21 protein-coding genes and 2 pseudogenes are annotated in these 22,784 nt (G+C 61.9%); 18 read left to right on the top strand and 5 right to left on the bottom strand.

Features of this window, described 5'->3' with window-relative positions:
- Nucleotides 1–115 precede the first annotated feature (115 nt).
- From QCE63_RS34305 to QCE63_RS34280, 6 genes and pseudogenes are all read left to right on the top strand, one after another.
- Nucleotides 116–1,198, top strand: coding sequence for an integrase (locus QCE63_RS34305; protein ID WP_309839574.1), 1,083 nt, complete (start codon nt 116–118; stop codon nt 1,196–1,198).
- Nucleotides 1,199–1,259: 61 nt separating this feature from the next.
- Nucleotides 1,260–1,733 carry an IS66-like element accessory protein TnpA gene (gene tnpA / locus QCE63_RS34300; protein ID WP_309839572.1) on the top strand — a complete coding sequence of 158 codons (474 nt, stop codon included), beginning with the start codon at nt 1,260–1,262 and terminating at the stop codon, nt 1,731–1,733.
- A complete protein-coding gene (gene tnpB, locus QCE63_RS34295) occupies nt 1,733–2,086 on the top strand; it encodes an IS66 family insertion sequence element accessory protein TnpB (protein WP_309839570.1) in 354 nt (117 codons plus the stop codon). The genes tnpA and tnpB overlap by 1 nt, the downstream gene beginning before the upstream one ends.
- A gap of 99 nt (nt 2,087–2,185) precedes the next feature.
- Nucleotides 2,186–3,793: an IS66 family transposase gene (gene tnpC, locus QCE63_RS34290; protein WP_309839568.1), complete on the top strand. Its 1,608-nt coding sequence runs from the start codon at nt 2,186–2,188 to the stop codon at nt 3,791–3,793.
- Between the two features lie 119 nt (nt 3,794–3,912).
- Nucleotides 3,913–4,089, top strand: a pseudogene (locus tag QCE63_RS34285) (tyrosine-type recombinase/integrase); the annotation flags it as partial.
- A gap of 86 nt (nt 4,090–4,175) precedes the next feature.
- On the top strand, nt 4,176–4,445 hold the full coding sequence (locus QCE63_RS34280; protein ID WP_309839567.1) for a DUF1488 family protein: 270 nt from the start codon (nt 4,176–4,178) through the stop codon (nt 4,443–4,445).
- Nucleotides 4,446–5,441: 996 nt separating this feature from the next.
- Here the strand turns inward: QCE63_RS34280 and QCE63_RS34275 are convergent.
- The 5 genes and pseudogenes from QCE63_RS34275 to QCE63_RS34255 all read right to left on the bottom strand — a co-directional run bounded on the left by QCE63_RS34275 (nt 5,442) and on the right by QCE63_RS34255 (nt 9,496).
- The gene (locus QCE63_RS34275) at nt 5,442–5,609 is read right to left on the bottom strand and encodes a hypothetical protein (protein ID WP_309839566.1); all 168 of its coding nucleotides are present in this window, start codon (nt 5,607–5,609) and stop codon (nt 5,442–5,444) included.
- Between the two features lie 310 nt (nt 5,610–5,919).
- Nucleotides 5,920–6,304, bottom strand: a pseudogene (locus QCE63_RS34270) (DUF3175 domain-containing protein); the annotation flags it as partial.
- Between the two features lie 13 nt (nt 6,305–6,317).
- Nucleotides 6,318–6,941, bottom strand: coding sequence for a UdgX family uracil-DNA binding protein (locus QCE63_RS34265; RefSeq protein ID WP_309839564.1), 624 nt, complete (start codon nt 6,939–6,941; stop codon nt 6,318–6,320).
- Between the two features lie 219 nt (nt 6,942–7,160).
- Complete coding sequence (locus tag QCE63_RS34260) at nt 7,161–8,369, bottom strand: zinc-dependent alcohol dehydrogenase (RefSeq protein WP_309839562.1); 1,209 nt, start codon at nt 8,367–8,369, stop codon at nt 7,161–7,163.
- A gap of 47 nt (nt 8,370–8,416) precedes the next feature.
- A complete protein-coding gene (locus tag QCE63_RS34255; RefSeq protein ID WP_309839755.1) occupies nt 8,417–9,496 on the bottom strand; it encodes a flavodoxin family protein in 1,080 nt (359 codons plus the stop codon).
- Between the two features lie 205 nt (nt 9,497–9,701).
- Here QCE63_RS34255 and QCE63_RS34250 point away from each other — a divergent pair, with 205 nt between their 5' ends.
- The 12 genes from QCE63_RS34250 (at nt 9,702) to QCE63_RS34195 (ending at nt 22,783) form a co-directional block, all read left to right on the top strand.
- A complete protein-coding gene (locus QCE63_RS34250) occupies nt 9,702–9,974 on the top strand; it encodes a hypothetical protein (protein ID WP_309839560.1) in 273 nt (90 codons plus the stop codon).
- A gap of 80 nt (nt 9,975–10,054) precedes the next feature.
- Nucleotides 10,055–10,423: a hypothetical protein gene (locus QCE63_RS34245; RefSeq protein ID WP_309839558.1), complete on the top strand. Its 369-nt coding sequence runs from the start codon at nt 10,055–10,057 to the stop codon at nt 10,421–10,423.
- Nucleotides 10,424–12,466: 2,043 nt separating this feature from the next.
- Nucleotides 12,467–12,694: a DUF2795 domain-containing protein gene (locus QCE63_RS34240; RefSeq protein ID WP_309839556.1), complete on the top strand. Its 228-nt coding sequence runs from the start codon at nt 12,467–12,469 to the stop codon at nt 12,692–12,694.
- Between the two features lie 75 nt (nt 12,695–12,769).
- Nucleotides 12,770–15,220 carry a glucose/quinate/shikimate family membrane-bound PQQ-dependent dehydrogenase gene (locus tag QCE63_RS34235; RefSeq protein ID WP_309839554.1) on the top strand — a complete coding sequence of 817 codons (2,451 nt, stop codon included), beginning with the start codon at nt 12,770–12,772 and terminating at the stop codon, nt 15,218–15,220.
- Nucleotides 15,221–15,328: 108 nt separating this feature from the next.
- Nucleotides 15,329–16,195 (top strand): SDR family oxidoreductase, encoded by an 867-nt coding sequence (locus tag QCE63_RS34230; protein ID WP_309839552.1) that lies wholly within the window; start codon nt 15,329–15,331, stop codon nt 16,193–16,195.
- A gap of 165 nt (nt 16,196–16,360) precedes the next feature.
- The gene (locus QCE63_RS34225) at nt 16,361–17,599 is read left to right on the top strand and encodes a cation:proton antiporter (protein WP_309839550.1); all 1,239 of its coding nucleotides are present in this window, start codon (nt 16,361–16,363) and stop codon (nt 17,597–17,599) included.
- A gap of 560 nt (nt 17,600–18,159) precedes the next feature.
- Nucleotides 18,160–18,333, top strand: coding sequence for a hypothetical protein (locus QCE63_RS34220; RefSeq protein WP_309839547.1), 174 nt, complete (start codon nt 18,160–18,162; stop codon nt 18,331–18,333).
- Nucleotides 18,334–18,469: 136 nt separating this feature from the next.
- Entirely contained in the window at nt 18,470–18,844 is a 375-nt protein-coding gene (locus QCE63_RS34215; protein ID WP_309839545.1) for a phage holin family protein, read from the top strand.
- Entirely contained in the window at nt 18,841–19,146 is a 306-nt protein-coding gene (locus QCE63_RS34210) for a hypothetical protein (protein ID WP_309839543.1), read from the top strand. The genes QCE63_RS34215 and QCE63_RS34210 overlap by 4 nt, the downstream gene beginning before the upstream one ends.
- 630 nt (nt 19,147–19,776) lie before the next feature.
- Nucleotides 19,777–21,048 carry a glycosyltransferase family 1 protein gene (locus tag QCE63_RS34205; RefSeq protein WP_309839541.1) on the top strand — a complete coding sequence of 424 codons (1,272 nt, stop codon included), beginning with the start codon at nt 19,777–19,779 and terminating at the stop codon, nt 21,046–21,048.
- Complete coding sequence (locus tag QCE63_RS34200; RefSeq protein WP_309839539.1) at nt 21,045–21,632, top strand: HAD family hydrolase; 588 nt, start codon at nt 21,045–21,047, stop codon at nt 21,630–21,632. Before QCE63_RS34205 ends, QCE63_RS34200 begins: the two co-directional genes overlap by 4 nt.
- On the top strand, nt 21,629–22,783 hold the full coding sequence (locus QCE63_RS34195; protein ID WP_309839537.1) for a glycosyltransferase family 9 protein: 1,155 nt from the start codon (nt 21,629–21,631) through the stop codon (nt 22,781–22,783). Before QCE63_RS34200 ends, QCE63_RS34195 begins: the two co-directional genes overlap by 4 nt.
- Nucleotide 22,784: the final 1 nt, after the last annotated feature.

The following is a 22,784-nucleotide window of genomic DNA, read 5'->3' as shown; positions in this document are numbered from 1 at the left end:
AACCATACTACAACGTAAATCATCATATATCCAACTTTCAAAGATAGCTCATTTGACATTAATTCTATAATGTCGAGGCTAGCGGTTTAGAATAGCGAAAACAAATGAGGTGACCTTGAGGCCAGCCCTCCCCCCGCCGACATCCCATGCACTGCAGCCTGCGCCGCTCGAAACGCTCGTCATCCCGCATAAATTGGATGGCAGCGCGGGCTTGAACCGCGCTTCGACGGGGCGCGCGCAGATCGCCGCGAACAACGACCTCGATGCGATTCGCGCGTGGCTGTCCCGCTTCGTCGATACGAAAACCACCTTCGAGAACTATCGCAAGGAAGCTGAGCGGCTTCTGCTTTGGTCGGTCGTCATGCTCGGCAAGCCGCTTTCCTCACTGACGCACGAAGACTGCCTGCGCTACCAGCAGTTTCTCGCCGATCCGCAACCGGCAGCCACATGGGTCGCGGGCCGCGGCCGCAAGCACGCGCGCAGCGACGCGCGCTGGCGCCCGTTCTATGGGCCGCTCTCGCCCGCCAGTCAGCGTCAGGCGATCGTCATTCTGAATGCGTTGTTTTCGTGGTTGGTCCAGGCAGGCTATCTCGCGGGCAATCCACTCTCGTTGTCCCGACAGCGCGCCAAACAGGCCGCGCCACGTATCACCCGTTATCTGGAGCCCAGCGTCTGGCAGGAGGTCAAGGACACCATCGCGGCGATGCCGCGCGACACCGATCGAGCAACGGCCCATGCGGTCCGGGTGAGATGGCTTTTCACCCTACTCTATCTGGGCGGCCTGCGCATCGCGGAGGTCGGCGCCAACACGATGGGGCACTTCTTTGTCCGGCGTGATGCAGATGGCGCAGTTCGTTGGTGGCTGACCGTGCACGGCAAAGGCGGCAAGGAACGGCTGGTGCCGGCCACCCAGGAAATGATGACGGAACTCTCGCGGTACCGACAGCACTTGGGCTTGAGCGCGCTTCCGTCTTCGAACGAAGATGCACCGCTCGTCTTGCCCATTGGCGCCACCGCAGCGAACCACGGCGCGCAGACCTGTGCGCCGTTGACCCGGGCTGCCTTGCACGCGATCGTGAAAGCGGTGTTCACGAGCGCGGCGGCCAGACTGCGTGAGCGCGACCCGTCTTCTGCCGCACGGGCCGAAATGCTCGAGCAAGCGTCGGCTCACTGTAAGCGCGAATTTATCCGCACGTAGCGCGATGGAGTGAAAGAGGTCACGCTTGCGTCCGCAACCAACACTTGCGGACGCAACGACGATGACACCTGACACGATTGACCTCGAGTTTCTGCCGCTGAAGGTGATGCACGTTTCGCCAAAGGGCAAACGATCATTCGATCCTGATGGGAAACGTCGCTTGGTCGAGGCATGCCTGCGGCCTGGCGCGTCGCTTGCCGGTTTGGCGCTGAAGGCAGGAGTGAATGCCAACCAACTGCGCAAATGGGTCGACATGTACCGCAAGGCAGGCGTAGTTGCCGATCCACCGAGGACGAGCGAGCCCGAACCTTCTGCGTTTGTTCCCGTGGTTACGATCGGGAACGCGACACTGAAGACGGCAGAGCCGACGGCGACGTTGGCGGTACGTCGCGATTCTCCCTCAGCGCCGACGTTGGCGCCGCCGCAAGCGCGACTGTCCGTAAGACTGCCCAACGGCGTCGCGATCGATCTGGAATGCTCAGTGCAGGACACGTCACTGGTCAAGGCGATGATCGTGGCGTTGGGAGCGGGTTGATGTTCCGCTTTGACGATGATCTGCGGATCTACCTCCATCGCGAACCAATCGACTTCCGCTGCGGACTGAATACACTGGTGACAGTCGTCGAGCAATCGATGCAACTTGACCCGTTCGCGCGAGCCGTCTTTGCATTCCACAATCGTAAGCGTGATCGCGTGAAGCTTGTGCTCTATGACCGGGCCGGCTTCTGGCTCCTGATGAAGCGACTCGAGGCGGACCATTTTATTTGGCCCCGCCGTCAGCAGGCAGTGATCGAGTTCACCACCGAACAGCTTCACCTGCTGCTAGATGGCGTCGATGTCGACGCGGTGCGCCGTCATCCCACTCGGCAGTACACCCACACGGGCTAAATTCCGGTGTCGCCGCCGTTGCCGGTAAACAACGGCTGGCCCGGCTGTTACAAATCTCCGTAAACCTGCGCGGTGTTGCGCTTCGTTATCGTGAAGTGCATGAAAGCCCCTGAACTCTCGCGATTGCCGCGGGCCGCCAAGGCCTACATCCACGAACTCGAAGCCGGTCTCGCAGAACGCGACGCCAAGATCGACGAACTGGCCAAGCGCCTCGATGCGCTCGAAGAGCAATATCGCCTTGCGTTGGCCCGACAGTACGCGCCGAAGAGCGAGAAGCGCAAGGACCGCGTGTTCAATGAGGCTGAAGAAGTCGCTGAAGGGGATTCGATTGACGAGGGCGACTTCGACGCGCCCGCTTTGCCGAACACCGGGTTGCCGGAGCTCGGTAAGCCAGAATCCCGCAAGCGTGGCCGCAAACCGCTGCCTGCGGATCTTCCGCGCGAGCGTATCGAATACGATCTGTCCGATGATCAGAAGATCTGCCCGTGCTGTGGCAAAGCGATGCACCGGATGGGCGAGGAACTCAGCGAGCAGTTGCACATGGCGGTCAAGGTGTCGGTGCTGCAGCATGCGCGCGTCAAGTACGCGTGCCGTCACTGTGAGCGTCACGGCACGCAAACGCCGATCGTGGTCGCCTCGATGCCGACGCAGCCCTTGCCTGGCAGCCATGCAAGTCCATCGATGATCGCCGCTGTCACGGCCGGGAAGTATGTCGATGGCACGCCGCTGTACCGGATGGAGGATGTGCTCGCGCGCGCGAACATCGCGATCAGCCGCGGCACGCTGGCGAACTGGATCATCCGCCCCGCCGAGTTGCACTACAAGCGGATTTACGACGCGCTCAAGACGGTTCTACTGGGTCAGTGGCTGATTCACGGCGACGAGACTACGGTCCAGGTCCTCAAGGAAAAGGATCGAAAAGCGCAAGACACGTCGTATATGTGGGTATATCGAAGTGCCGAGGAGAGCGAGCAGCCGGTCGTGTTGTTCGAGTACCAGCCGGGGCGTGGCCAGGAATACCCCAAGGCCTTCCTTGGAAACTACGCGGGCACGTTGATGACGGACGGGTGGTCAGCATGGCGGACGGTTAAATCGGCGACACACCTCGGATGCCTTGCCCACGGGCGCAGAATGTTTATGGATGCGCTGAAAGGACAGAAGAACAAGCCCAGTCCCCGTATCACCAGGGCGCTCGAATTCTTCCAGGCGCTGTACCAGGTTGAGGCGCTCGCCAAACAAACCTTACCGGAGGGCGAGGCGCTGGCAAATTACCGTTACCGCCTGCGGCAACAGCACAGCGTGCCATTGCTGAGCGCCTTCAAGGCATGGCTTGACGAGCTGGCGCCGAAGGTCTTGCCGAAGAGTCTGTTCGGCGAGGCGGTCGGCTACTGCCGCAGGCAATGGCAGTACCTGATCCGCTACGTCGACGACGGGCGATCCCCCGTTGATAACAATGTCATCGAGCGCGACATCAGGCCGTTTGCCACAGCGAGAAAATCGTGGCTGTTCAGCGATACGGAAGCCGGTGCGAAAGCAAGCGCGGTCGTCTACAGTCTGATGCTCACGTGCCGAGCTTGCGGCGTCGAACCACATGCCTGGCTGCTGCACGTGCTAACCGAGTTGCCGCAGCGGTCCCCGGACGCTGACATCCGCGACCTGCTGCCGTTCAACTACGCCAAGCGGGAGGCCGAGGCAAGCGTCAGCTGAGGCAGCGAGCTCGCTTCGATCATCGCGTTGGCGCGCACGCTATCAGGTCCGCTAGACGCGGCCATGCTTGCCCTTCGCTTGCTATTGATTCCCTGTTCGGTGTGCTAAAACTATCGCTTACGGCTCACTGGCTGCGTCACTCCGCGGGCTCTCACATGGCGGACCGCCAAGTCGACTTGCGGCTCGTGCGCGACAACCTCGGGCATGCGTCGTTGACGACGACAAGCCTTTACCTCCACATCGATGACGACCGACGTCATCGAGAGACCGACGAAAAGCATCGCATTGACTGGTGAGGTCGCTCGCAGCATCAACGAACGTATTCCCAAAACGTGCGACGCCATGCCAAAATCGTTTGCCCCCCCGAGTCCGATCACTCGCCATGGAATCACTCGACCTTGACTCTCAAATTTCGGCGAATCAACGCGGCGTGAGCTTCGTTCTCGCCTCCAAGCTCGGCGCCATCGAATGCCTGATTTCGCGGGCTGTCCTAGAGGCATATTTTTGGCTGCCGGCCCAAGCGGACGATGCCAGGATGCTGAAGACTTTTCACGATGGCGAAAACCGCATCCGCGCGATTGCCCATCGAAAGCTGCTGGCACATCCCACGACGCGCTTTGAGCTAACGACGGCTGACTTCTCGCGAGGCTAGGTCAAGTGGCGTTACGGTATCAACATTGCTTGGCGCGTTGCTGACGGCGCAGCCGGTGAGGAGAACTTCGGATCGACGGTTAGTTGCGCAGTTTCGCTTCGGACGTTTTTAGCGCGGCTCATACGAAAAAGCGCAGCGAGGCGCAGTCCGTTGAATGCCGACCCGCCCGATTGCTGCGTTCGACGTGATAGCGTGCGTCCGCGGGAGAGCTCGAAGCATCCACGGAGACCATCACGCAGCACGATCCCGATCTGCGTCGCGCATTAGCGCGTGAAGCGCGCCACCGCCCACGGTATGGAAGAACCCGTCGGCCGCGACGAAACGCCGGATACCCCAGCCTCGCCGACCACCGACACGAGGCGACGCAATTAGACCCGGCGCGTAAAGCGCGCGCATGAGGCGGCGGACAACGAGTTGCCATCGACGCAGGACAAGAATCCGCATCCGCCCGGCTCCACGAAGCCCTAACCCTGATCCGACGCCGTGATCCCATGGCGGGCCCTAGCACCGGAACGCGGCGGCCGACGCTGCGCTCCGGCAGCGCGGCGTGACGCAACGGCGTAGCGAGCCCGCTTCATCACACGCTCTCCGGCCGCGCCCGGTTCGGTGGATCTCCGATCGACGTACAGCTGCCTGGCCAGATGAGCGGCGTCGATCTGGCCGAGCAGATCCTGAAGCGCCTGCCATCACCAAGCATCGTGCTGATGACCGGCTTATGCGGACGAGCTCCAACGCGCGAAGCACCTCGGCATGCTGATACTCGCGAAGCCCTTTGAAATGGACGACCTGATCGCGCCGGGCGTGCCGCATTGATGCATCGATGATGTCTTCAGCGCTTGCCTAACCCCAGCGCGCGTGCGCCGACGAGCGGATTGAAAGCCTCCAGTCGATGCCGCTGCCCGCATAGGCCGCGACGACATGGTGCAGTACGGCGGCGACATCACGCCTGCATCGTAGAGCGCGACGATCTGTCGTTCCGTGAGCGCGGCCATCGGATCAACCGCCGCCGATGCCCTGTATGACCTTGCCCGTGCCGCCGCAGGTCTTGCACTCGCTGCCATCGACCTTGCCCGAGCCGTTGCAGTCCGGACAGATATCCTCGCCTGTGCTGGGCACGCCGAGCTCGGCCTCGTCGCCGGGATTGAGTGGAGGTTGCTGCGCCATGGCCGTCTCCTTGCTCGAAGAGGTTTGCATCGCGTTCCGACCGCAATCGGCGTTCCTCGTCCCATTGCAAGGCTTACAGACCGGTGTCATTTTTAGGCGAACAGTGCGATGGCCTGTACGCTGGAGCACGGCCAACGAGAAAGGTCACCGGGGCAATCGCAACAACAAGGCCAGCAGACCGGCCAGCGACAGGAGAATCAGCGGCTGCCACAGCATGAGGGCGGCCAGCGTCCGCCTTGATCAGTTTGAAAAGTGGGAGTAAGCAACGCGCGCGGTCTCCCTTTCGTGAGGCCGTGCGCGATTCGCATTCAGGCTTGCGTCCGAACGCCTCGCGCAAGCGCTTCTTCGCGCGCTCCGACGTGCTCTTGCGCGACTTCGGCAGATCGCGTCCCGCGCGATTGATATTGAAGTTCAGCATCGACATCGCCGATTGAAACGGAGAGCCCTTGCGGCGCGTGCTGCGCGTCGACGAGCGCTTGAGCGAATCCGCGATTTCCTATGCACTGCCGGCCGATATCGCGCTCGATATCCATCGCATCGCTCGTTTCCATCACATGATGCGACCAACGCTTCGGCGTCGATTGGCTCGCCTTCTTGCGGTCACTCGCAAGCGTGTGCCGTCGCCGCGTGCTCGCATGCTTGCCGCCGCGTGTCTTGCGTGACGCGCTCTTCGTAGCTCGGGTGCTCGTTGCCATTGCTTGCTTTTCCTCAACGCGCTTTGTGATGACGCGAAACGAGCCGATGCGCCTCGCGCAACGCATCGACGATCGCCTTGTAGATCCGTTCGCGCGTTTCGGAGTCCGGTGCGCGCAACGCGAAGGAAGGGTGGTAGGTCGCGACGATCGCGTGGCCTTCATGCTCGACCGCATGACCCATCGTGGCCTGCAGCGTCGCCTTCGAGTTGCGCAGCACGGACTTGAGCGCGGTCGCGCCGAGCGCGACGATAACCTTCGGCCCGCCATCGCCGGTCTCCTGCTCGAGCCAATAGCGACACGCATCGATCTCGCGCTGCGCGGGCGTCTTGTGCATGCGCCGCTTGCCGCGCGACTCCCACTTGAAGTGCTTCACCGCATTGGTGACATACACCTCCTGGCGCGCGACGCCGGCCTCGACCAGCGCGCGATCGAGCATCGCGCCAGCGGGACCGACGAAGGGCTCGCCCTGCAGGTCTTCCTGATCGCCGGGCTGCTCGCCGACGATCATCATCGGCGCATGACGCGGCCCCGCGCCCGGCACGGCCTGCGTCGCATCTTTCCAGAGCGCGCAGCGCCGGCACTCATCGAGCGATTCGGGCGTCTGATCCGGCTCGACGCCGGGTTGCTTCGTCGCCATGTCCGATCATGCGTTGGCGACGCGCCGCGCCGCGTCCAGGCGCGCGACTCTTTTCAAGGTGCGTAACATCGCACTCTCCGCTGGCTGAAAGCATTGAAGTCAAACGAAAAGCGTGTAGCAATTATCGGGCCGTGGGAAAGCGTTTCATCAAGGCACGTGTAATGATCGAGCGCCAGCAGAGACACCTCAGCCATGTCGGGCCTTACGAAAAAAGACGCTTCACGCCACCGGTTCCAGGGCAACCTTGATCCAACCAGGCTGGCGCTTGTCGAAGGCCTTATACGCGTCGACGACGTGCATCAGCGGCTCGCGGGTGGTCAGCACGCGCAGCGGATCGAAAGAACCGTTACGCACACGCTCAATCAACGCGGGCGTCACGGCGCGGTGGTTGCAATTACCCATCTTGATCGTTACGTTTTTGTTCATCGCCACGCCGATCGGAAAGAAGCGATCGGTCGGCGGATAGACACCGATGATGCCAAGCGTGCCCGCTTTCGCCAGCGCAGCTATGCTCCAGTCGAGCGCTTGTGTGGGCGCGTCGCCGGGAATCCAGTTTCCGGCGGACACATTGCGTTCGGGCGTGACGGCGCGGCTTTCCGATTCACCCTGCGTGACGTTGTCAGCCGACGCGGCCGGGCCCTGCTGCGCGTGCACCGCATCGACTCCGACGGCGTCGATGGCGCGATCGACACCGACTCCGCCCGTCAGCGCGACGATCGCCTGCACCGGATCTTCTTCGTCGAAATTCACAGCTTCCGCGCCTTGTGCACGCCCCATATCGAGCCTGTCCTTCAACCTGTCGACGACAATCACTCGCCCCGCGCCTAGCATGAATGCGCTCGCCACCGCGAACTGGCCGACGGGCCCCCCGCCGAACACGGCGACCGTATCGCCTTTCGTCACTTCGGCGAGTTGCGCGCCGAAATATCCGGTCGGGAAAATGTCTGACATGAGAATCGCCCGCTCATCGTCGACATCCTCCGGCAGCTTGATGAGACTCGCGTTCGCAAGCGGCGTGCGCGCGTATTGCGCCTGCAAACCATTGATTGGACCGGTCGATTGCGGACCGCCGAAAAACGCCGTGCCTGCCGCTGCACCGTTCGGGTTCGCTTCATCGCATTGCGCCGTGTAGCCCTTGCGGCAGTAGGAACAAAAGCCGCATGAAATCGTCGACGGAATCAGCACGCGGTCGCCGCGTTTAAAGTTGCGCACACCTTTGCCGATTTCCTCGATAACGCCTACCCCTTCATGACCGAGAATCGTGCCGGGTTTCATGCCGGGCAACGTTCCGCGCACCATATGCAGGTCCGTTCCGCAAACCGCGCTGGCTGTCAGACGAACCACGGCGTCCTGATCGTGCTGAATCGTCGGGTCGGGAACGGTGTCGAGCGAGATGTTGCCGACTGAGTGAAAAACGACCGCTTTCATCGCGTGCTCCTTTGCTCGGTGTGGACATGGTGCGCTTCGAGCAAGCGCTACGCCCGCGTCTGGACCCGCCTGCCTGCCTGAGTTCTCAGTTCGAATCTACTTGGACCTCGGCTTTCAAGATGCGCATCAGGCTCGAATTCTCCTCTGCGTATCTGCGCGACTTTCGCAGCCAACGCGAAAGCGACGTTGTCCACTTCCGCTTGCACGCATGTGTCGGCGTCGAGTGATTGGTGACTCGTCGCATACGGCTCGTAGTACCCGATGAACCGATCCAGACGAGAGAGTGCGCCCGATTCGACGAAACCCATCCAGTTGAGCCAGTCCGTCAGCGAGCGTCGCGATCCCTCGATACCCGCGACGTCGCCGTGAACAACAAGTCCATAGGCGCGACCCGCTAAATGCTTTGGATAGTCCCAACCGTCGAGTTCGAGTTTCTTGGCTTCCGCTGGCGTCTTGCCGTGCGTCGAGCTCGGATCGGGATTGCCTCCGTCGGCGCACACGAGTCGATCCATCATTAGCTTGATCGGGCTGCTTACCTGGTACCAATAAACCGGCGTAACAATTAGCAAGCCGTGGCACGCAGCGATTCGCTCGTAGATCTCGTTCATCCAATCGTTGACAAGCCCGAGGGAATGATTTGGATACCAACTGCACGGCCAGTGGCACAGCGGCATCGCGGTCGAAACACAGCCTTTGCACGGATGGATGTGCAGGTCGTGCTCGGAGTTCAGACGCGAAAGGTCAAGCATGTCGACTTCGACAGAGGCGCGGTGTAGCGCGGCCTCAGCACGTTGCCCCAGCCGGAAGCTCTTGGACATCTCGCCGGGACATGTGAAATCGTTGCGCGACGAGCCTACGACGATCAACACGCGAGATGGAGTGGCGGCATCGCGCTGTCTTGCCTGCGCGGCCGCGATTCTATCGCTGGCCTCGCGCCACTCCACCGAGAGGTCGTAGTCGGGATCTTTGAAGCCCGGACCCGCCTTCTCGGTGATGGGCGATTTACGACCCTCCACATAGGCGTCCCACGCGATTACCTCGAGCCGCTCGATCGATTCGTCTTCGATGCGAAAGACGGGATCGTAGAAACGTGCCCTGAACCGCTGACGAAAGACGTCACGCGAGATCTTTTCCGTTACCTGCCCCTTTCGAACATCCTCGGCGGCAGCGGCACGGGGTGAAGCGTTCTACTCTTTCGACTTGACCATGATGTTCCCGCCCAAGTGATGCAGCAGCGAAGCATGCCGCGTTCCTCCGTGCGGGGCACGTGCGTTGCGCTTTTCTCGACCTCAACTCGCAAACGCGCGAAGCTGAACGACTAAGGATGCGGCCATGAACATATATGACGATGATCAGCACGTGAGGCGAGTATCGGCCGAGATTGCGGTGTTGGCCGAGCGCATCCGACGACAGCTCGGGGACGTTGAGGTCATGAAGCTCGACAGTCGGGAACGCGAGATAGCACTGAGGCGCCTGTTCGTACTACGCGAATATCATTACGTGCTGGTCGAAGACAAAGCGATGATGCTTCGGCGCATGGCACTCGGCGCAGTTCAATTACAGCGATCTTCGACATCAGGATCACTGAATGGCGATGCGGACTGAAGAGAACAGCGCGTCTGCGGGGCATGTCGATTGCAAGGACGTAGCGCTTACCTGATGGTTCATGTTCCGGAGAGCGAAAGATGGAGAGCGGAAGTGCGGGATATGTGTACCTCGGAATCCCAGAACGATTAGCCGAGGTGCTGTGGACAACGGTACATGAGATGCAGGGAAGTCTGTCTGCTAAGGACGATCGAGCCTCACAACTGGCCGGCGCAGCGCTCAGTCGCTGCGTGCAACACTTTGCCTGCGTGCATCGCGAGCATGGCGAAATTGACCTGTACCCGGAAGTGTCGTGCTCTGAAGTCTTTCACTTGTTTGCCGAACAATTGATGCAAGACACGACCGCGGACGAATGGTGCGTACCGCGTCACATGGTTCCGGTGGTGTCGAGCATTCTGGTCGCCTGTGGGCAGCTCGTCGTGGATCGAATGAGCCACGACGTGAAGTGAGCCGTACTGCACTAGGACGACGCGTCGCTCATGGTGAAATGCTGCTGGCTCGCGGCGGCAGCGACATAGGGCAATGGCGCGTGCTATAGGCGGCCGTACACGGGCGCATCAATAGCGGACTAGCCGAGCGAAAAAATCGAGACGCTTTTTGATCGGGACGCTAAACAAAACGGGGCGAAAAACCGCAGCAAAGACGAACTAATCACCGCAAGACAGCCATATCCATGAAACGTTAGATCGGTGCCTAATTTCAGTTAAGCCTCATCCGGGAAACGGATGCCGCCCTAGCTCTCGCCTGCACGCGCTACCTTAGAGCTAAGCGCTTTCTGTCCTTCGATTTGTTCTATCCCGTATTCGATCGCGAAATGCTTCGCTTCGCACGGGCTCTCGAAGATGCTATCGCTGGTCACCGTTGCGATCATTGTTCGCGTCATGACTGACGATAGAAAGCGGGTTTACCGCCGTCGGTAGGCGTACTGTTACCATCGGTTTTGAACGCCCTCATCGTCAAGGCGGCCGGTGGACGGCTGCGGCAATTCAACGCCACGGCGTCCGGTCGGTCGGGCTTTTTAGCCAGCCGGCCTATCAGGGGAACTGCGCGCTATAGGGCGACGTCTGCCGACTGCTCAAGGCAAACCAAAACGAATAGCGGCTCTCGCGCCGCTGGCGGCCGTGCCGTGACGGCTGCGTCGCCTCAGACCATCGACGTCGATGGAGAGATCGACCCGCGCAAACTGGCGGACGCCGTTTTACTGACAGCACCGTTTCTCTCCAACATCGACGAGTTCATCGGGCGCCGCGAGCAGTTGAACGAACTGTCGTCCACGTTGCGGCGCCAACGCAAGCGCCATTCTGGCGGTTTGTTGCACGGCCAACTACCTGCTCGCCGAGGCCGGCCTGCTGGATGGCCGTGCCGCAACGACGCGCTGGGCGAGAGCGTCGGACTTTGCACGCCGTTATCCGCAGGTCGAAGTCCGCGCCCGCGAACTGCTGATCGAACAAGACGGCATCATCTCAGGCGATTCCGTGACGTCGTACCTGAATCTCGCGGTGCGGCTCGTGGAAACATGTGCGGGCGAAAGACTCGCCACGACGACCGCAAAGGCGCTGTTGATCGACATGAACCGGACTTGCCAACGTCTTTTGCCACCCTTGTCGACAACATGGGCAGACCGACAAGCTCGTCGCACCGCCCAGCAGCAGATGGAGGCCACGCTGCAGCAAGGGTTCCGGTTGAGCGATCTGGCAGCCGCGCTTGCGGTAAGCGAACGCACGTTCAACCGTCGTTCCAAGAAAGCCGTCGGGATCCCACGCTCACGTATCTGCCGAATCTGCGCATCGAGATCGCGAAGCGCTTGCCGGAAACGCGGCCAATTGGACCCATCGCCACGTTTCATCAATGTTCCGATCAGCGCGCACACGTCGCTCGCCGCGCGCGAGTGCAGGAACGGGAGCAGGCCGCTCAGATCGCTGCCTATTGCCGAAAAGGCAAATTGCCTAAGTTTGCTCCTGAGATTGATCGAGCACCTCACGCCAACCCGGCACTAATTCGGTAGTTTATCCAAACGCCTGCCGCGGCGCGATTGCGGGACTATGCGTCACTGGATCGGCGGCACGACGCCGTGCTTTTTAGCCAACATCCGCTCGTAGACACCAGTGCAGATCGACTTCCTCTTGCGTGACCACGGTCACCGAAATCTCTATCAGCGCGGGCTGTGGCTTTTTCCAAGCGGGACGCAAAGGTGCTATGGCCCTCACGCACAGCTTCCAATCCGACGGTCGACCCGCCGAATGGTGCCCATCTAGGGCGTCGGAAAGGCGGGCCGGATGTAGCTGTCCCGTTGCCCCCGAGTCCATCGGCGCGCGTGCCGCAATCTACAGTTGGCGTGCGAGCCGTTCATGCGAAGGCTGCGCTCGAGCACCTTGCAGGCAACAGAGATGTTTGGTCGATCCTGGGGACCCGCTAACGAGGACTTCTAACCGACGGGCACAACGACTGCTTTGGCAACTCGTGCGTCGATCTTTCTTCGGGGAGCGAAGACCATGGCAAGCGGAAGCGGAACATCCCCGAGCGGCTCCAACAGTGCGTTTATCGAGATGCAGAAGGCATTGAAGGGCGTTGACTATCCCGCGGACAAACAGACACTCGTCGAAATGGCGCGCAGCAATAGCGCAAGCGACGATGTCCTTTCGGCGCTTGATGGGCTGCCTGAGGGGCAGTTTCAGACCCCCGCCGAAGTCTCGAAGGCAGTCGGCCAAGAAGAAGACTGAGTCAAATTTTGGCCATCCCGGTCTCTTTAGCCGGCGGCACGCCTGCAGTCGGCGTCCGCACTTATGGGTTACCGAATGAACAGTTCATCTTTGCCGCCTCACGCACGGCCGCACGCCCCGTTTCCTGTGGCGAAGTGGATCACCTTCGCTTTCTCCGTGCTGTCGGGTGCTTACATGATTATCGGCGGCGGGTGGCTCGTGGCCATCGGCGGTTCGCCGTATTACGTCATTGCCGGCATCATGATGCTGGCGATCGCCCTCCTCGTCGGGCGCAACGATCGCCGTGCGTTCTGGCTTTACGCGCTGCTGCTGCTCGGCACGCTGATATGGGCGCTCGCCGAGTCCGGGTCTGATTTCTGGGCGCTCGTTCCGCGGCTGGACGTCCTGATCGTCGTCGGCATCTGGATGGTTCTGCCGTTCGTCTGGCGCTCGTATGCAGCACCCGCGGCAGCGCCCCCGCGGGGCGGTCTTATCGCAATCGGGGTGACGGTCGTGCTGTGCTGCATCGCGTTGGCCTATGCGTGGTTCAACGATCCGCAGCAGATCAATGGCACCGTCCAGGCGGCCGCATCGCCGTCCACGACGGCGCCGGCAGCTTCCGTTGCGCGTCCGGGCGACTGGCTCGCCTATGGAAACACGCAGGCGGGCACGCGCTATTCCCCGCTCGCGCAGATCAACGACAAGAACGTGCACGAGCTGAAGGAAGCATGGCGCTTTCGCACCGGCGATATGAAAGGCCCGAACGATCCGCTCGAAATCACCGATGAAGTGACGCCGCTTGCCGTCGACGGCACGCTCTTCTTCTGCACACCGCATCAGAACGCGATCGCGCTGGATGGCGCGACCGGCCAAGAACGGTGGCGCTTCAATCCGGAGCTCAAGCCTGACCCAAGCTTCCAGCATGTGACCTGCCGCGGCCTCTCCTACTTCGAGACGCCCGCCGCAACCCACGCGCGCAACGCCGGCAATGTCGCGAATCTGCCGCTGTGCGCGCGCCGCGTCCTCCTGCCCGTGAACGACGCCCGCCTGTTCGAGCTCGACGCCGCCACGGGCAAACGCTGCCCCACCTTCGGCGCGAACGGCATGCTCGACCTGCAACATCTGCAGCCGGTCACGGCGCCGGGTCAATACGAGCCGACATCGCCGCCGGTCGTCACCGCGAAGGTGATCGTGGTCGCGGGCGCGGTCACCGACAACTTCAGCAATCACGAGCCTTCCGGCGTGATACGCGGTTTCGACGTGGACACCGGCAAACTGCTGTGGGCCTTCGATACGGGCGCGGCCGATCCCAACGCGATTCCCGCCGATCAGCGCAGCTATACGCCGAATTCCCCAAACTCGTGGGCACCCGCGGCCTATGATCCAAAGCTCGATCTGGTCTACCTGCCGATGGGCGTGAAGACGCCCGACATCTGGGGCGGCGACCGCATGCCCAATCTTGAGCGCTATGCAAGCGGCCTGCTCGCGCTCAATGCATCGACGGGCAAGCTCGCGTGGTTCTATCAGACCGTGCACCACGACCTGTGGGACATGGACGTGCCCGCGCAGCCGACGCTCGCCGATATCCGCGACCGGAGCGGCAACATCGTGCCGGCGATCTATGTGCCTGCAAAGACCGGCAACATCTTCGTGCTGGACCGGCGCAACGGCAAGCTCATCGTGCCCGCGCCGGAGCAGCCCGTGCCGCAGGGCGCGGCCAGGGGCGATCGCGTGTCGCCGACGCAGCCTTTCTCGCAGCTTACGTTCCGCCCGCAAAAAAACTTGATTGGCGCCGACATGTGGGGCGCGACGATGTACGACCAGTTGATGTGCCGCGTCATCTTTCACCGGCTACGCTATGAAGGACCGTTCACGCCGCCTTCTGAGCAGGGCACGCTTGTCTTCCCAGGCAATCTCGGCATGTTCGAATGGGGCGGCCTCGCCGTCGACACCGACCGGCGCCTAGCCATCGCCAATCCGATCGCGCTGCCATTCGTCTCGAGGCTCATCCCGCGCGGGCCGGGTAATCCGATCGAGCCGACGCATGCGGGACAGGGCGGCACCGGCACTGAGGTTGGCATCCAGCCGCAGTACGGCACGCCGTACGGCGTGGAGCTGAACCCGTTTCTTTCGCCTGTGCGCCTACCGTGTAAGCAGCCGGCTTGGGGGTATGTGGCCGCGCTCGATCTGAATACAAACAAGGTGATCTGGAAGAAGCGCATCGGCACGACGCGCGATTCATCGCCGATTCCGCTTCCGTTCAAGATGGGCATGCCGATGCTCGGCGGACCGGTGACGACGGCGGGCCATGTGTTCTTCATCGGTGCGACGGCGGACGACTATCTGCGCGCATTCAGCACCGATACGGGCGAGAAGCTTTGGCAGGCGCGGTTGCCCGCCGGCGGACAGGCGACGCCGATGACGTATGAGGCGCATGGCAAGCAATACGTTGTTATCGCGGCGGGCGGACATGGATCGTTCCTGACCAAGCTCGGCGACTATGTCATTGCCTATACGTTGCCAGCGACCACTGACAGCTCTCGCTGAAATGACGGGACGAAGGGTAATCAAAGTCCCGTCGCTTGGGCTGTCCCCGATCCGGGCCTAGTGCTTGCTGGACGAGGCCAAGCCCCGACTCTCTCAGTGAGAACATCCATGAACGCCGATGCCTATCCGACCCCACCTTTTGCCGAGCAGCAGCAAAGCCGAATCCCCGGTCTGACCGAACCGATGGATCCCAAGCCCGACCACGGCGAGCGGACCTACAAGGGTAGCGGCAAGCTGACCGGAAAAGCGGCGCTGATCACGGGCGCCGACAGCGGCATCGGGCGCGCGGTCGCGATCGCCTATGCGCGTGAAGGCGCGGATGTCGCCATTGCTTATCTGGACGAACACGACGACGCGAAGGAAACCGCGCGCTGGGTCGAAGAGGCCGGGCGCAAGGCGCTGCTCCTGCCAGGCGACATCACCGATCGCCAGCATTGCAAGACTCTTGTCGAAAAGACGGTGGAAGCATTCGGGCGCATCGACGTGCTCGTGAACAACGCGGCGTATCAAATGACTTACGACCGCCTTGAGGATATCAGCGACGACGAATGGGACAAGACCTATTCGACGAATATTGGCGCGATGTTCCGCATCACCAAGGCGGCGCTCGCACACATGAACGCAGGCGGGGCGATCGTCAATACGACGTCCGTGAACGCCGACAATCCGAATCCGGGCCTGATCGCATACGCAAGCACAAAGGGCGCGATCCAGAACTTCACGGGCGGACTTGCGCAACTGCTGGCCGAGCGTGGCATCCGGGCGAACTGCGTCGCACCGGGCCCGATCTGGACGCCGCTCATTCCGTCGACGATGCCGCCGGAAAAGATCAAGAACTTCGGCTCGCAGGTGCCCATGAAGCGCGCTGGCCAGCCCGCCGAACTCGCCGCCGCCTATGTGATGCTCGCGTCGGACGAGGCCAGCTACATTTCGGGCGCGACCGTCGCGGTGACGGGCGGCAAGCCGATCATCTAAGCGGTCTGCCGAAATCTGCCTGAGCCCGATACGCTCGCGGCGCCATGAACTTGCCAAGTCCTTCCGGCCTGACGTGCGAGCGTCCGCCCGTGTTATCGCACACCGACTGAGCCCTTTCATCGCCGCAGAGATACTGCGCGCACCGAACCGTGCACTGGGGGCAATTTGACCATTGAAGCCGTCTGGTTCCTCATAGTCGGGACCCTACTGATCTTGATGGCGGTCGGCCGTAAGATCGTGGAACAATTGCCGATGACCGGCGCTATGGTCTATCTCGTCGTCGGGTTCCTGCTTGGACCAGCGTGCGCGAATTTGCTCGCGATCGACACTCAACGCGACGTCACGCTGTTGCGCATGCTGACTGAGGCGGGACTGGTAGTCTCGCTGTTCGCGATCGGCATGTATCTGCGCATCAAACTTTCGGATCCGCTTTGGCGACTGACCGTTCGACTCGCTGTCCCCGCGATGCTTCTCACGATCGCTATTATGTTCGTCGCCGTCCGGTGGGGCCTTGACCTCCCCGTCGGTCCGGCCTTGTTGATGGCCTCCGTTCTCGCACCGACCGATCCGGTTCTGGCCAACGAACTCCGGGTCGAAGAGGCGGGCGACGATGAACCGCTACGCTTCGCCTTATCATCGGAAGGCGGTCTGAACGACGGCACTGCGTCGCCGATGGTCTTCGTTGCATTGGCGCTGTGCGGAGTCGAAAGCGTAGGCAGCGCGAATCCGTGGACGTTTTCGCTGGCGATCGCCTGGGGGCTAGTCAGCGCGGTGTTCATCGGCTGGTCCTTGGGAACGGGCATCGTAATCCTGGTGACCTGGCTTCGTACGCATTATGACCACGCGCTCGGGCTCGAGGGCTTCCTCGCGCTGGGCCTCGTTGCGCTGGCGTATGGTGCGACGTCGATCTTCGATGGTTATGCCTTCATCGCGGTGTTTGTCGCCGGCGTCTCCCTTCGGCGTCAGGAATTGAAGGCGACTGGCGAGAAGCTGCCGAGCGAGGTGCTCGACTCAGTAGAACGCGGCGAACGGGAAGAAGCGTCCAAAGATCCCGAGCTGGCTCACGCGTACATTGCCGAGAAGATGATGGGATTCTCGGTCGAGGTGGAGCGCTTCATCGAGTTGGGCCTGATGGTCATCATTGGCAGCATCGTTTCGGCTCACTGGCGCGATTTCGTTCACTGGTCGATCGTCTGGCCGGTCCTATCTTGTTCGTCGTCGCTCGTCCGCTCAGTATTGGCGTCGCGCTCATTGGCTCAACGATGCATCGTCGCCAGCGTGTTTTGTCGGCCTGGCTGGGCTTACGCGGCGTCGGAGCGTTCTACTATTTACTATTTGCGCTGGAGAAGGCGGGTAACGGCATCGTTGGCCTACTCATGCCCGTCATCCTCGCGGCGATCGTAGTGTCAGTTTTTTTGCATGGCGCCACTGCTACCACCCTCCTCGCCCGGTATCTCAAGGCGAGATAACACACTGGAACCGTCGGTCAACGCTATTCTCGGCGACCAGGGCGCGCATAGATTCTCGGAGGCGCTGAATTTCGCGGGCTCTCGACGCGATCTTCCGCCGTTGTTTAAGGCCAACCGGCTTATGAAAGCGCGCCGTCTATTGAGTCGGCAAAAACCCGGCACACTCAATGCTCCAAACGTTGGTGCGAGCCGACCGGAACCAGCGTGACCGTCGGTCGAAGAAAAATTGCGAAGTGAAGCGCTTGGCTGGGAGCGGATGTACAGGTGAATTCGCGCAAGTACGCCATCTAATATGGTGGAATTCAGACCATTGGCCTCAGAAGCATCGCGAGGTCCGTCCGAAGAGCGCTTCAACGACATTTCAATGCTCGCCCCGCAGAGCCCTGCAGAAGGAAGAGTCCACCGATGAGACGTTGACGCAGTTCGCCAAGCAGGCAGTCCCCACGAGGCGAAGGCGTCGACATTGTTCCGAAGTTGCTAGAAGGAGTTATCGATATGAGTACCGCACCGAACAAGCCCGACGCGCAAGACGAATCCGCCACGAGCGACGAAACCTTCACAACCGACATTTCGGAAACCGACGACGAAGGCACGTCAGTGCGTCAGGCCGAAGTCAGGACCGACGATCTGTCGGAGACGAAGCAAACGGAGGGCGATGCCAATTCCTAACGCGGGGCTTCGGATGCGCATCATGATTGTTGCCCTCGCACATCGCCGCCACCGGAGCCGGTCGAATGCCCATGAGTGCTGCTATGGCAACCGCGTCCGCGCTGCATCTCCCTTCAACGTCGCTGGAGCACGCGCCATGACCATCCAGAAAAAGATCTCGAGCTGGCGCAGCATCGGCCGTTTCTGCACGGCGCGTCTCGTCGATTACGGCGAGCTGATTCCCATCGAGCTTGCCGAGACGAAGAAGCGCGTGCTTCACGAAGTGGTCGCGATGGTCGCGCTCGCGATCGGCGCGCTATTCTCGCTGTCGTTCGTATCGATCGCCGTGATCGTGACGGCGGTCGGCACACCGCATCTAGTGCTGACAGCGTGGTGCGTGGCGGGCGTGTGGCTCGCCATCGCCGTAATCGCGGTTATTGTGATGATGTCGCGCAAGCCGGCCGAGCCCTTCCAGTTGCTGCGCGATGAGTTGCGGCGCGACGTCGACGCGATCAGGGAGGCGGCGCAATGAAACATGCCGCGGCTCAAGACATGATCCTTGCACGGATGGCGGAAACACGCGCGGAACTGGTGGCGGCGCATGCGCTGGAAGAGCCCGTGCGCGTCGCTCGTATGCCTCGCACGCGAACGCTGACCTCGACAAACGCCGCGCCGTGGTTTCTGCGCACGCCGAATGCTGAGCTGATCGCGCTGGCGCTTATCGGCGTCGCGATCCTCGGCTTGCGGCGCACGGTGCAGACGGCGGTGAGCGCGGGATTGAGCGCGTCGACGCACCGCGTGTTCGGCGATTTCCTGAACAGCTTGCGCGGATAACTTCGTGCGAGACGCTTGCGGCCTAGCGCTTGCTGAGGGCTGTTTCGGCCTGCCCCACGCGAGCGCGGTCGACCGGAAGGTAGCGAGCCTGCAGCTCCGCCAACGCTGCAGCGCGGGCACGCGGCAACACGGGAAAGCGACCTGCTCGGACAGAGGCTTCCCGAGCCACGGATTCGTCAAATTTCGCCTTTGGCATGCGTCGCGCGATGCCAGCATCCACATCCCTAACGACCTGCGCCGCTCCGACAACCGGATTGAACTGTGCACCCGTCAACCCATAGGGGACGACATCATATGCATGCGGGTCCCGGTTGCATGCCTTTTCGTCGGTTCGGGGCGGGCGCTGCGACTCCATCGCTGGCCAGCGCCCCCGTGGACCCTCGTCCTTCGCATTGAGCCGCCATGTCGTATTCATCCGCAACGTCCGCAGGGATGACAAGCAGAAATTCGAGGCGAATTCCGAGAACATTCATCACGAGAAAGGAGTCAGACGTGCGCCAAAAATTTGGTTCGCTCTGCAGCGAACCGCACTTCGTTTCTCACTTCGCCAAAGGAACGAAACGAGCGGCACGACGAATGCTGTCCCCTTGAAGATTAGAGATCTTCGCCGTACCGTTCGGGGAGCCTTTCGTGAAAATCGCAATGATCAGTGAACACGCGTCGCCGCTGGCCATCGCGGGCGGCGTGGATAGCGGCGGACAGAACATCTATGTCGCGAACGTCGCGCGTCAGCTCGTGCGCATCGGTCACAATGTCGATGTATTCACGCGCTGCGATCGTTCATTGTTGCCGCTCGTCTCGCGCTTCGACAACATCCGCGTAATAAACGTACCGGCCGGGCCTCCCGTGCAACTGCCGAAGGAGCAGCTTCTGCCGCACATGGATGCGTTCGCGCGCTTCATGATCGGGTACATGAAGCACGAAGCCGTACCTCATGACATCGTGCACGCGAACTTCTTCATGTCGGGGCTCGTGGGCCTGCGCATCAAGGACGCGCTCGGCGTGCCGCTCATCACGACGTTTCATGCGCTCGGGCGAGTGCGGCGCTTGCATCAGGGGGAATCGGACGGCTTTCCCGATGCGCGCTTCGATATCGAAGACGAGCTCGTGAAGCGCTCCGACTCGGTCATTGCCGAATGCCCGCAGGACCAGAACGATCTCATCAATCTCTACGATGCCGATCCCGCGCGCATCGATCTCGTGCCGTGCGGCTTCGATCGCGCGGAGTTTCATCCGCTCGACAAGGCGCGCGCGAGAGAGATGCTCGGCTGGCCGCAGGATCGCTTCATCGTGCTGCAATTGGGGCGTATGGTGCCGAGAAAGGGCATCGACAATGTTGTGCGCGCGCTCGGCGTGTGCCACGCGGAACATCGCGAAAGTGCCGAGCTTTATGTGGTCGGCGGCAACTCCGACGAAGCCAACGAGATCGCGACGCCGGAGATCGGCAGGCTGCGCGGCATCGCGCGCGAATGCGGCATCGAGGAGCACGTGCATTTCGCGGGACGTCATGGGCGAAACGATCTGAAGCTCTTCTATAACGCCGCCGATGTGTTCGTGACCACGCCTTGGTACGAGCCCTTTGGCATCACGCCGCTCGAAGCGATGGCGTGCGGCACGCCCGTCATCGGCGCCGATGTGGGCGGCATCCGCTATTCGGTCGCGCACGGCGAGACGGGTCTACTCGTGCCGCCGAAGCATCCGGCCGCGCTCGCGCACGCGATCGCCACGCTGAAGCGCGATAGCGCGCTCGCACGACGCATGGGCGCGGCGGGACTTACGCGCGCGCAAGCGATGTTCACGTGGTCGAGCGTCGCGCAGGCGCTCGCGCAGGTCTATGAGCGCGTGAGCGGCCCGCAATTGCAGGACGCAGCACGCGCAGCGATAAGCGGAGGATCGCGATGACGGACGTAACACCGACGTCGCGCGCCGCCGTCTTCATCGACAAGGACGGCACGCTGCTCGATGATGTGCCCTGGAATGTCGATCTGCATCAGATGCGTCTCGCGCCCGGCGCGCTAGATGCTTTGCGCCTGTTCGCATGGTTCGACGTGCCGCTTTTCATCGTCAGCAATCAAAGCGGCGTGGCGCTCGGCAAGTTCGCGCCGCATGCGCTCGATGCGGTCGAAGCGCGTCTGCATGAACTCGCCGCGGAAGCAGGCGCGACGTTCGCGGATGTGTACTGGTGTCCGCATCATCCGCAAGGCATCGTGCCCGAGTACACGCGCGCATGCGATTGCCGCAAGCCCGCGCCCGGCATGCTGCTGCAGGCGGCGCATGAGCATGGCATCGATCTCTCTCGAAGCTGGTTCATCGGCGACATTCTCGACGACGTCGAAGCGGGTCATCGCGCAGGATGCCGCAGCGTGCTCATCGACAACGGCAACGAGACCGAATGGCTGGCAGGCGCTGGACGCGCGCCGGACATTATTGTCAAGAGCATGCATGACGCGGCGATTGCGATCATCAACGCAGAGTGTCCCGCATGAAACGCGATCCGGTGAATCCATCGGCGCTGCCGCCAGTCATCGAGGCGCATGCGCGCAAGAGCGCGGCGAGCGCAGCGCGCGACTGGGGCGCGGACGTGAAGCGCATTCTCTGCATCCGCCTCGACAATCTCGGCGACGTGCTGATGACCACGCCCGCGCTGCACGCGTTGCGCTCGGCGCAGCCGGGCCGGCATCTGACCTTGCTCGCATCGCGCGCGGGCAAAGCGACGGCGCCCTTCATCGATCCGATCGACGACGTGATCGAATACGACGCGCCGTGGGTCAAGCAGGATGCGCCGATCGACGCACTCGCCGATCTCGCGATGCGCGCGCGCCTCGCCGCATCGCAATTCGATGCAGCCGTGATCTTCAGCGTCTATAGCCAGAATCCGCTGCCCGCCGCGATGCTGTGCCATCTCGCGGGCATACCGCTGCGGCTCGCGCAGCGCCGCGAGAATCCCTATGGTTTGCTGACCGACTGGGCGCAGGAAACCGAGCCGCAGCACGGCACGCATCATGAAGTCGAGCGGCAACTCGCGCTCGTTGCACGAGTCGGCGCGCGCACGACGGATACGCGCATGCGCTTCAACGTGCGTGCCGAAGACGTGGTATCGCTCTCGCAAAAGCTGCATGAATGCGGCGTCGATCCTGATGCACCGTTCATCGTCGTGCATCCGGGGGCGAGCGCCGAGTCGCGCCGATATCCGGTCGAGCGCTTCGCGCAAGTCATCGAACGTCTCGGCACGCATCTGCAATGGCCGATGCTCGTGACCGGCTCGCAAAGCGAGAGCGCGCTGTGCCGCGCGGCATGCGGCGCGAGTCCGCATGCACACGATCTGTCGGGCGCGCTCGAACTCGGCGAGCTCGCGGCGCTCATCGAACGCGCGCGCGTGCTCGTGTCGAACAATAGCGGACCGGTGCATCTCGCATCGGCGCTGAACACGCCTGTCGTCGATCTTTACGCGCGCACGAATCCGCAGCACATGCCGTGGCAGACGCCGCATCGCGTTCTTTATCACGACGTGCCGTGCCGCTGGTGCTATCGCAGCGTGTGCCCTGAAGGGCATCACGCGTGTCTCGCGGGCGTCGGCGTGGAAGAAGTCATCGATGCCGTCATGGAACTGATCGACACAACCATAAAGGCCAGTTAGT

Source organism: Caballeronia sp. LZ065 (assembly GCF_031450975.1).
Taxonomy (GTDB): domain Bacteria; phylum Pseudomonadota; class Gammaproteobacteria; order Burkholderiales; family Burkholderiaceae; genus Caballeronia.
The sequence above is the reverse complement of the archived record's forward strand: the minus strand, read 5'-3'. Positions and strand labels throughout refer to the sequence as shown.

Coding starts and splice junctions, on each gene's coding strand:
- tnpA (WP_309839572.1), top strand. CDS start 1,260: ATGACACCTGACACGATTGACCTCGAGTTTCTGCCGCTGAAGGTGATG.
- QCE63_RS34210 (WP_309839543.1), top strand. CDS start 18,841: ATGAAACATGCCGCGGCTCAAGACATGATCCTTGCACGGATGGCGGAA.
- QCE63_RS34235 (WP_309839554.1), top strand. CDS start 12,770: ATGAACAGTTCATCTTTGCCGCCTCACGCACGGCCGCACGCCCCGTTT.
- QCE63_RS34265 (WP_309839564.1), bottom strand. CDS start 6,941: ATGGCGACGAAGCAACCCGGCGTCGAGCCGGATCAGACGCCCGAATCG.
- QCE63_RS34250 (WP_309839560.1), top strand. CDS start 9,702: ATGAACATATATGACGATGATCAGCACGTGAGGCGAGTATCGGCCGAG.
- QCE63_RS34240 (WP_309839556.1), top strand. CDS start 12,467: ATGGCAAGCGGAAGCGGAACATCCCCGAGCGGCTCCAACAGTGCGTTT.
- QCE63_RS34245 (WP_309839558.1), top strand. CDS start 10,055: ATGGAGAGCGGAAGTGCGGGATATGTGTACCTCGGAATCCCAGAACGA.
- QCE63_RS34195 (WP_309839537.1), top strand. CDS start 21,629: ATGAAACGCGATCCGGTGAATCCATCGGCGCTGCCGCCAGTCATCGAG.
- QCE63_RS34215 (WP_309839545.1), top strand. CDS start 18,470: ATGACCATCCAGAAAAAGATCTCGAGCTGGCGCAGCATCGGCCGTTTC.
- tnpC (WP_309839568.1), top strand. CDS start 2,186: ATGAAAGCCCCTGAACTCTCGCGATTGCCGCGGGCCGCCAAGGCCTAC.
- QCE63_RS34280 (WP_309839567.1), top strand. CDS start 4,176: ATGGAATCACTCGACCTTGACTCTCAAATTTCGGCGAATCAACGCGGC.
- QCE63_RS34275 (WP_309839566.1), bottom strand. CDS start 5,609: ATGGCGCAGCAACCTCCACTCAATCCCGGCGACGAGGCCGAGCTCGGC.
- QCE63_RS34260 (WP_309839562.1), bottom strand. CDS start 8,369: ATGAAAGCGGTCGTTTTTCACTCAGTCGGCAACATCTCGCTCGACACC.
- QCE63_RS34230 (WP_309839552.1), top strand. CDS start 15,329: ATGAACGCCGATGCCTATCCGACCCCACCTTTTGCCGAGCAGCAGCAA.
- QCE63_RS34200 (WP_309839539.1), top strand. CDS start 21,045: ATGACGGACGTAACACCGACGTCGCGCGCCGCCGTCTTCATCGACAAG.
- QCE63_RS34220 (WP_309839547.1), top strand. CDS start 18,160: ATGAGTACCGCACCGAACAAGCCCGACGCGCAAGACGAATCCGCCACG.
- tnpB (WP_309839570.1), top strand. CDS start 1,733: ATGTTCCGCTTTGACGATGATCTGCGGATCTACCTCCATCGCGAACCA.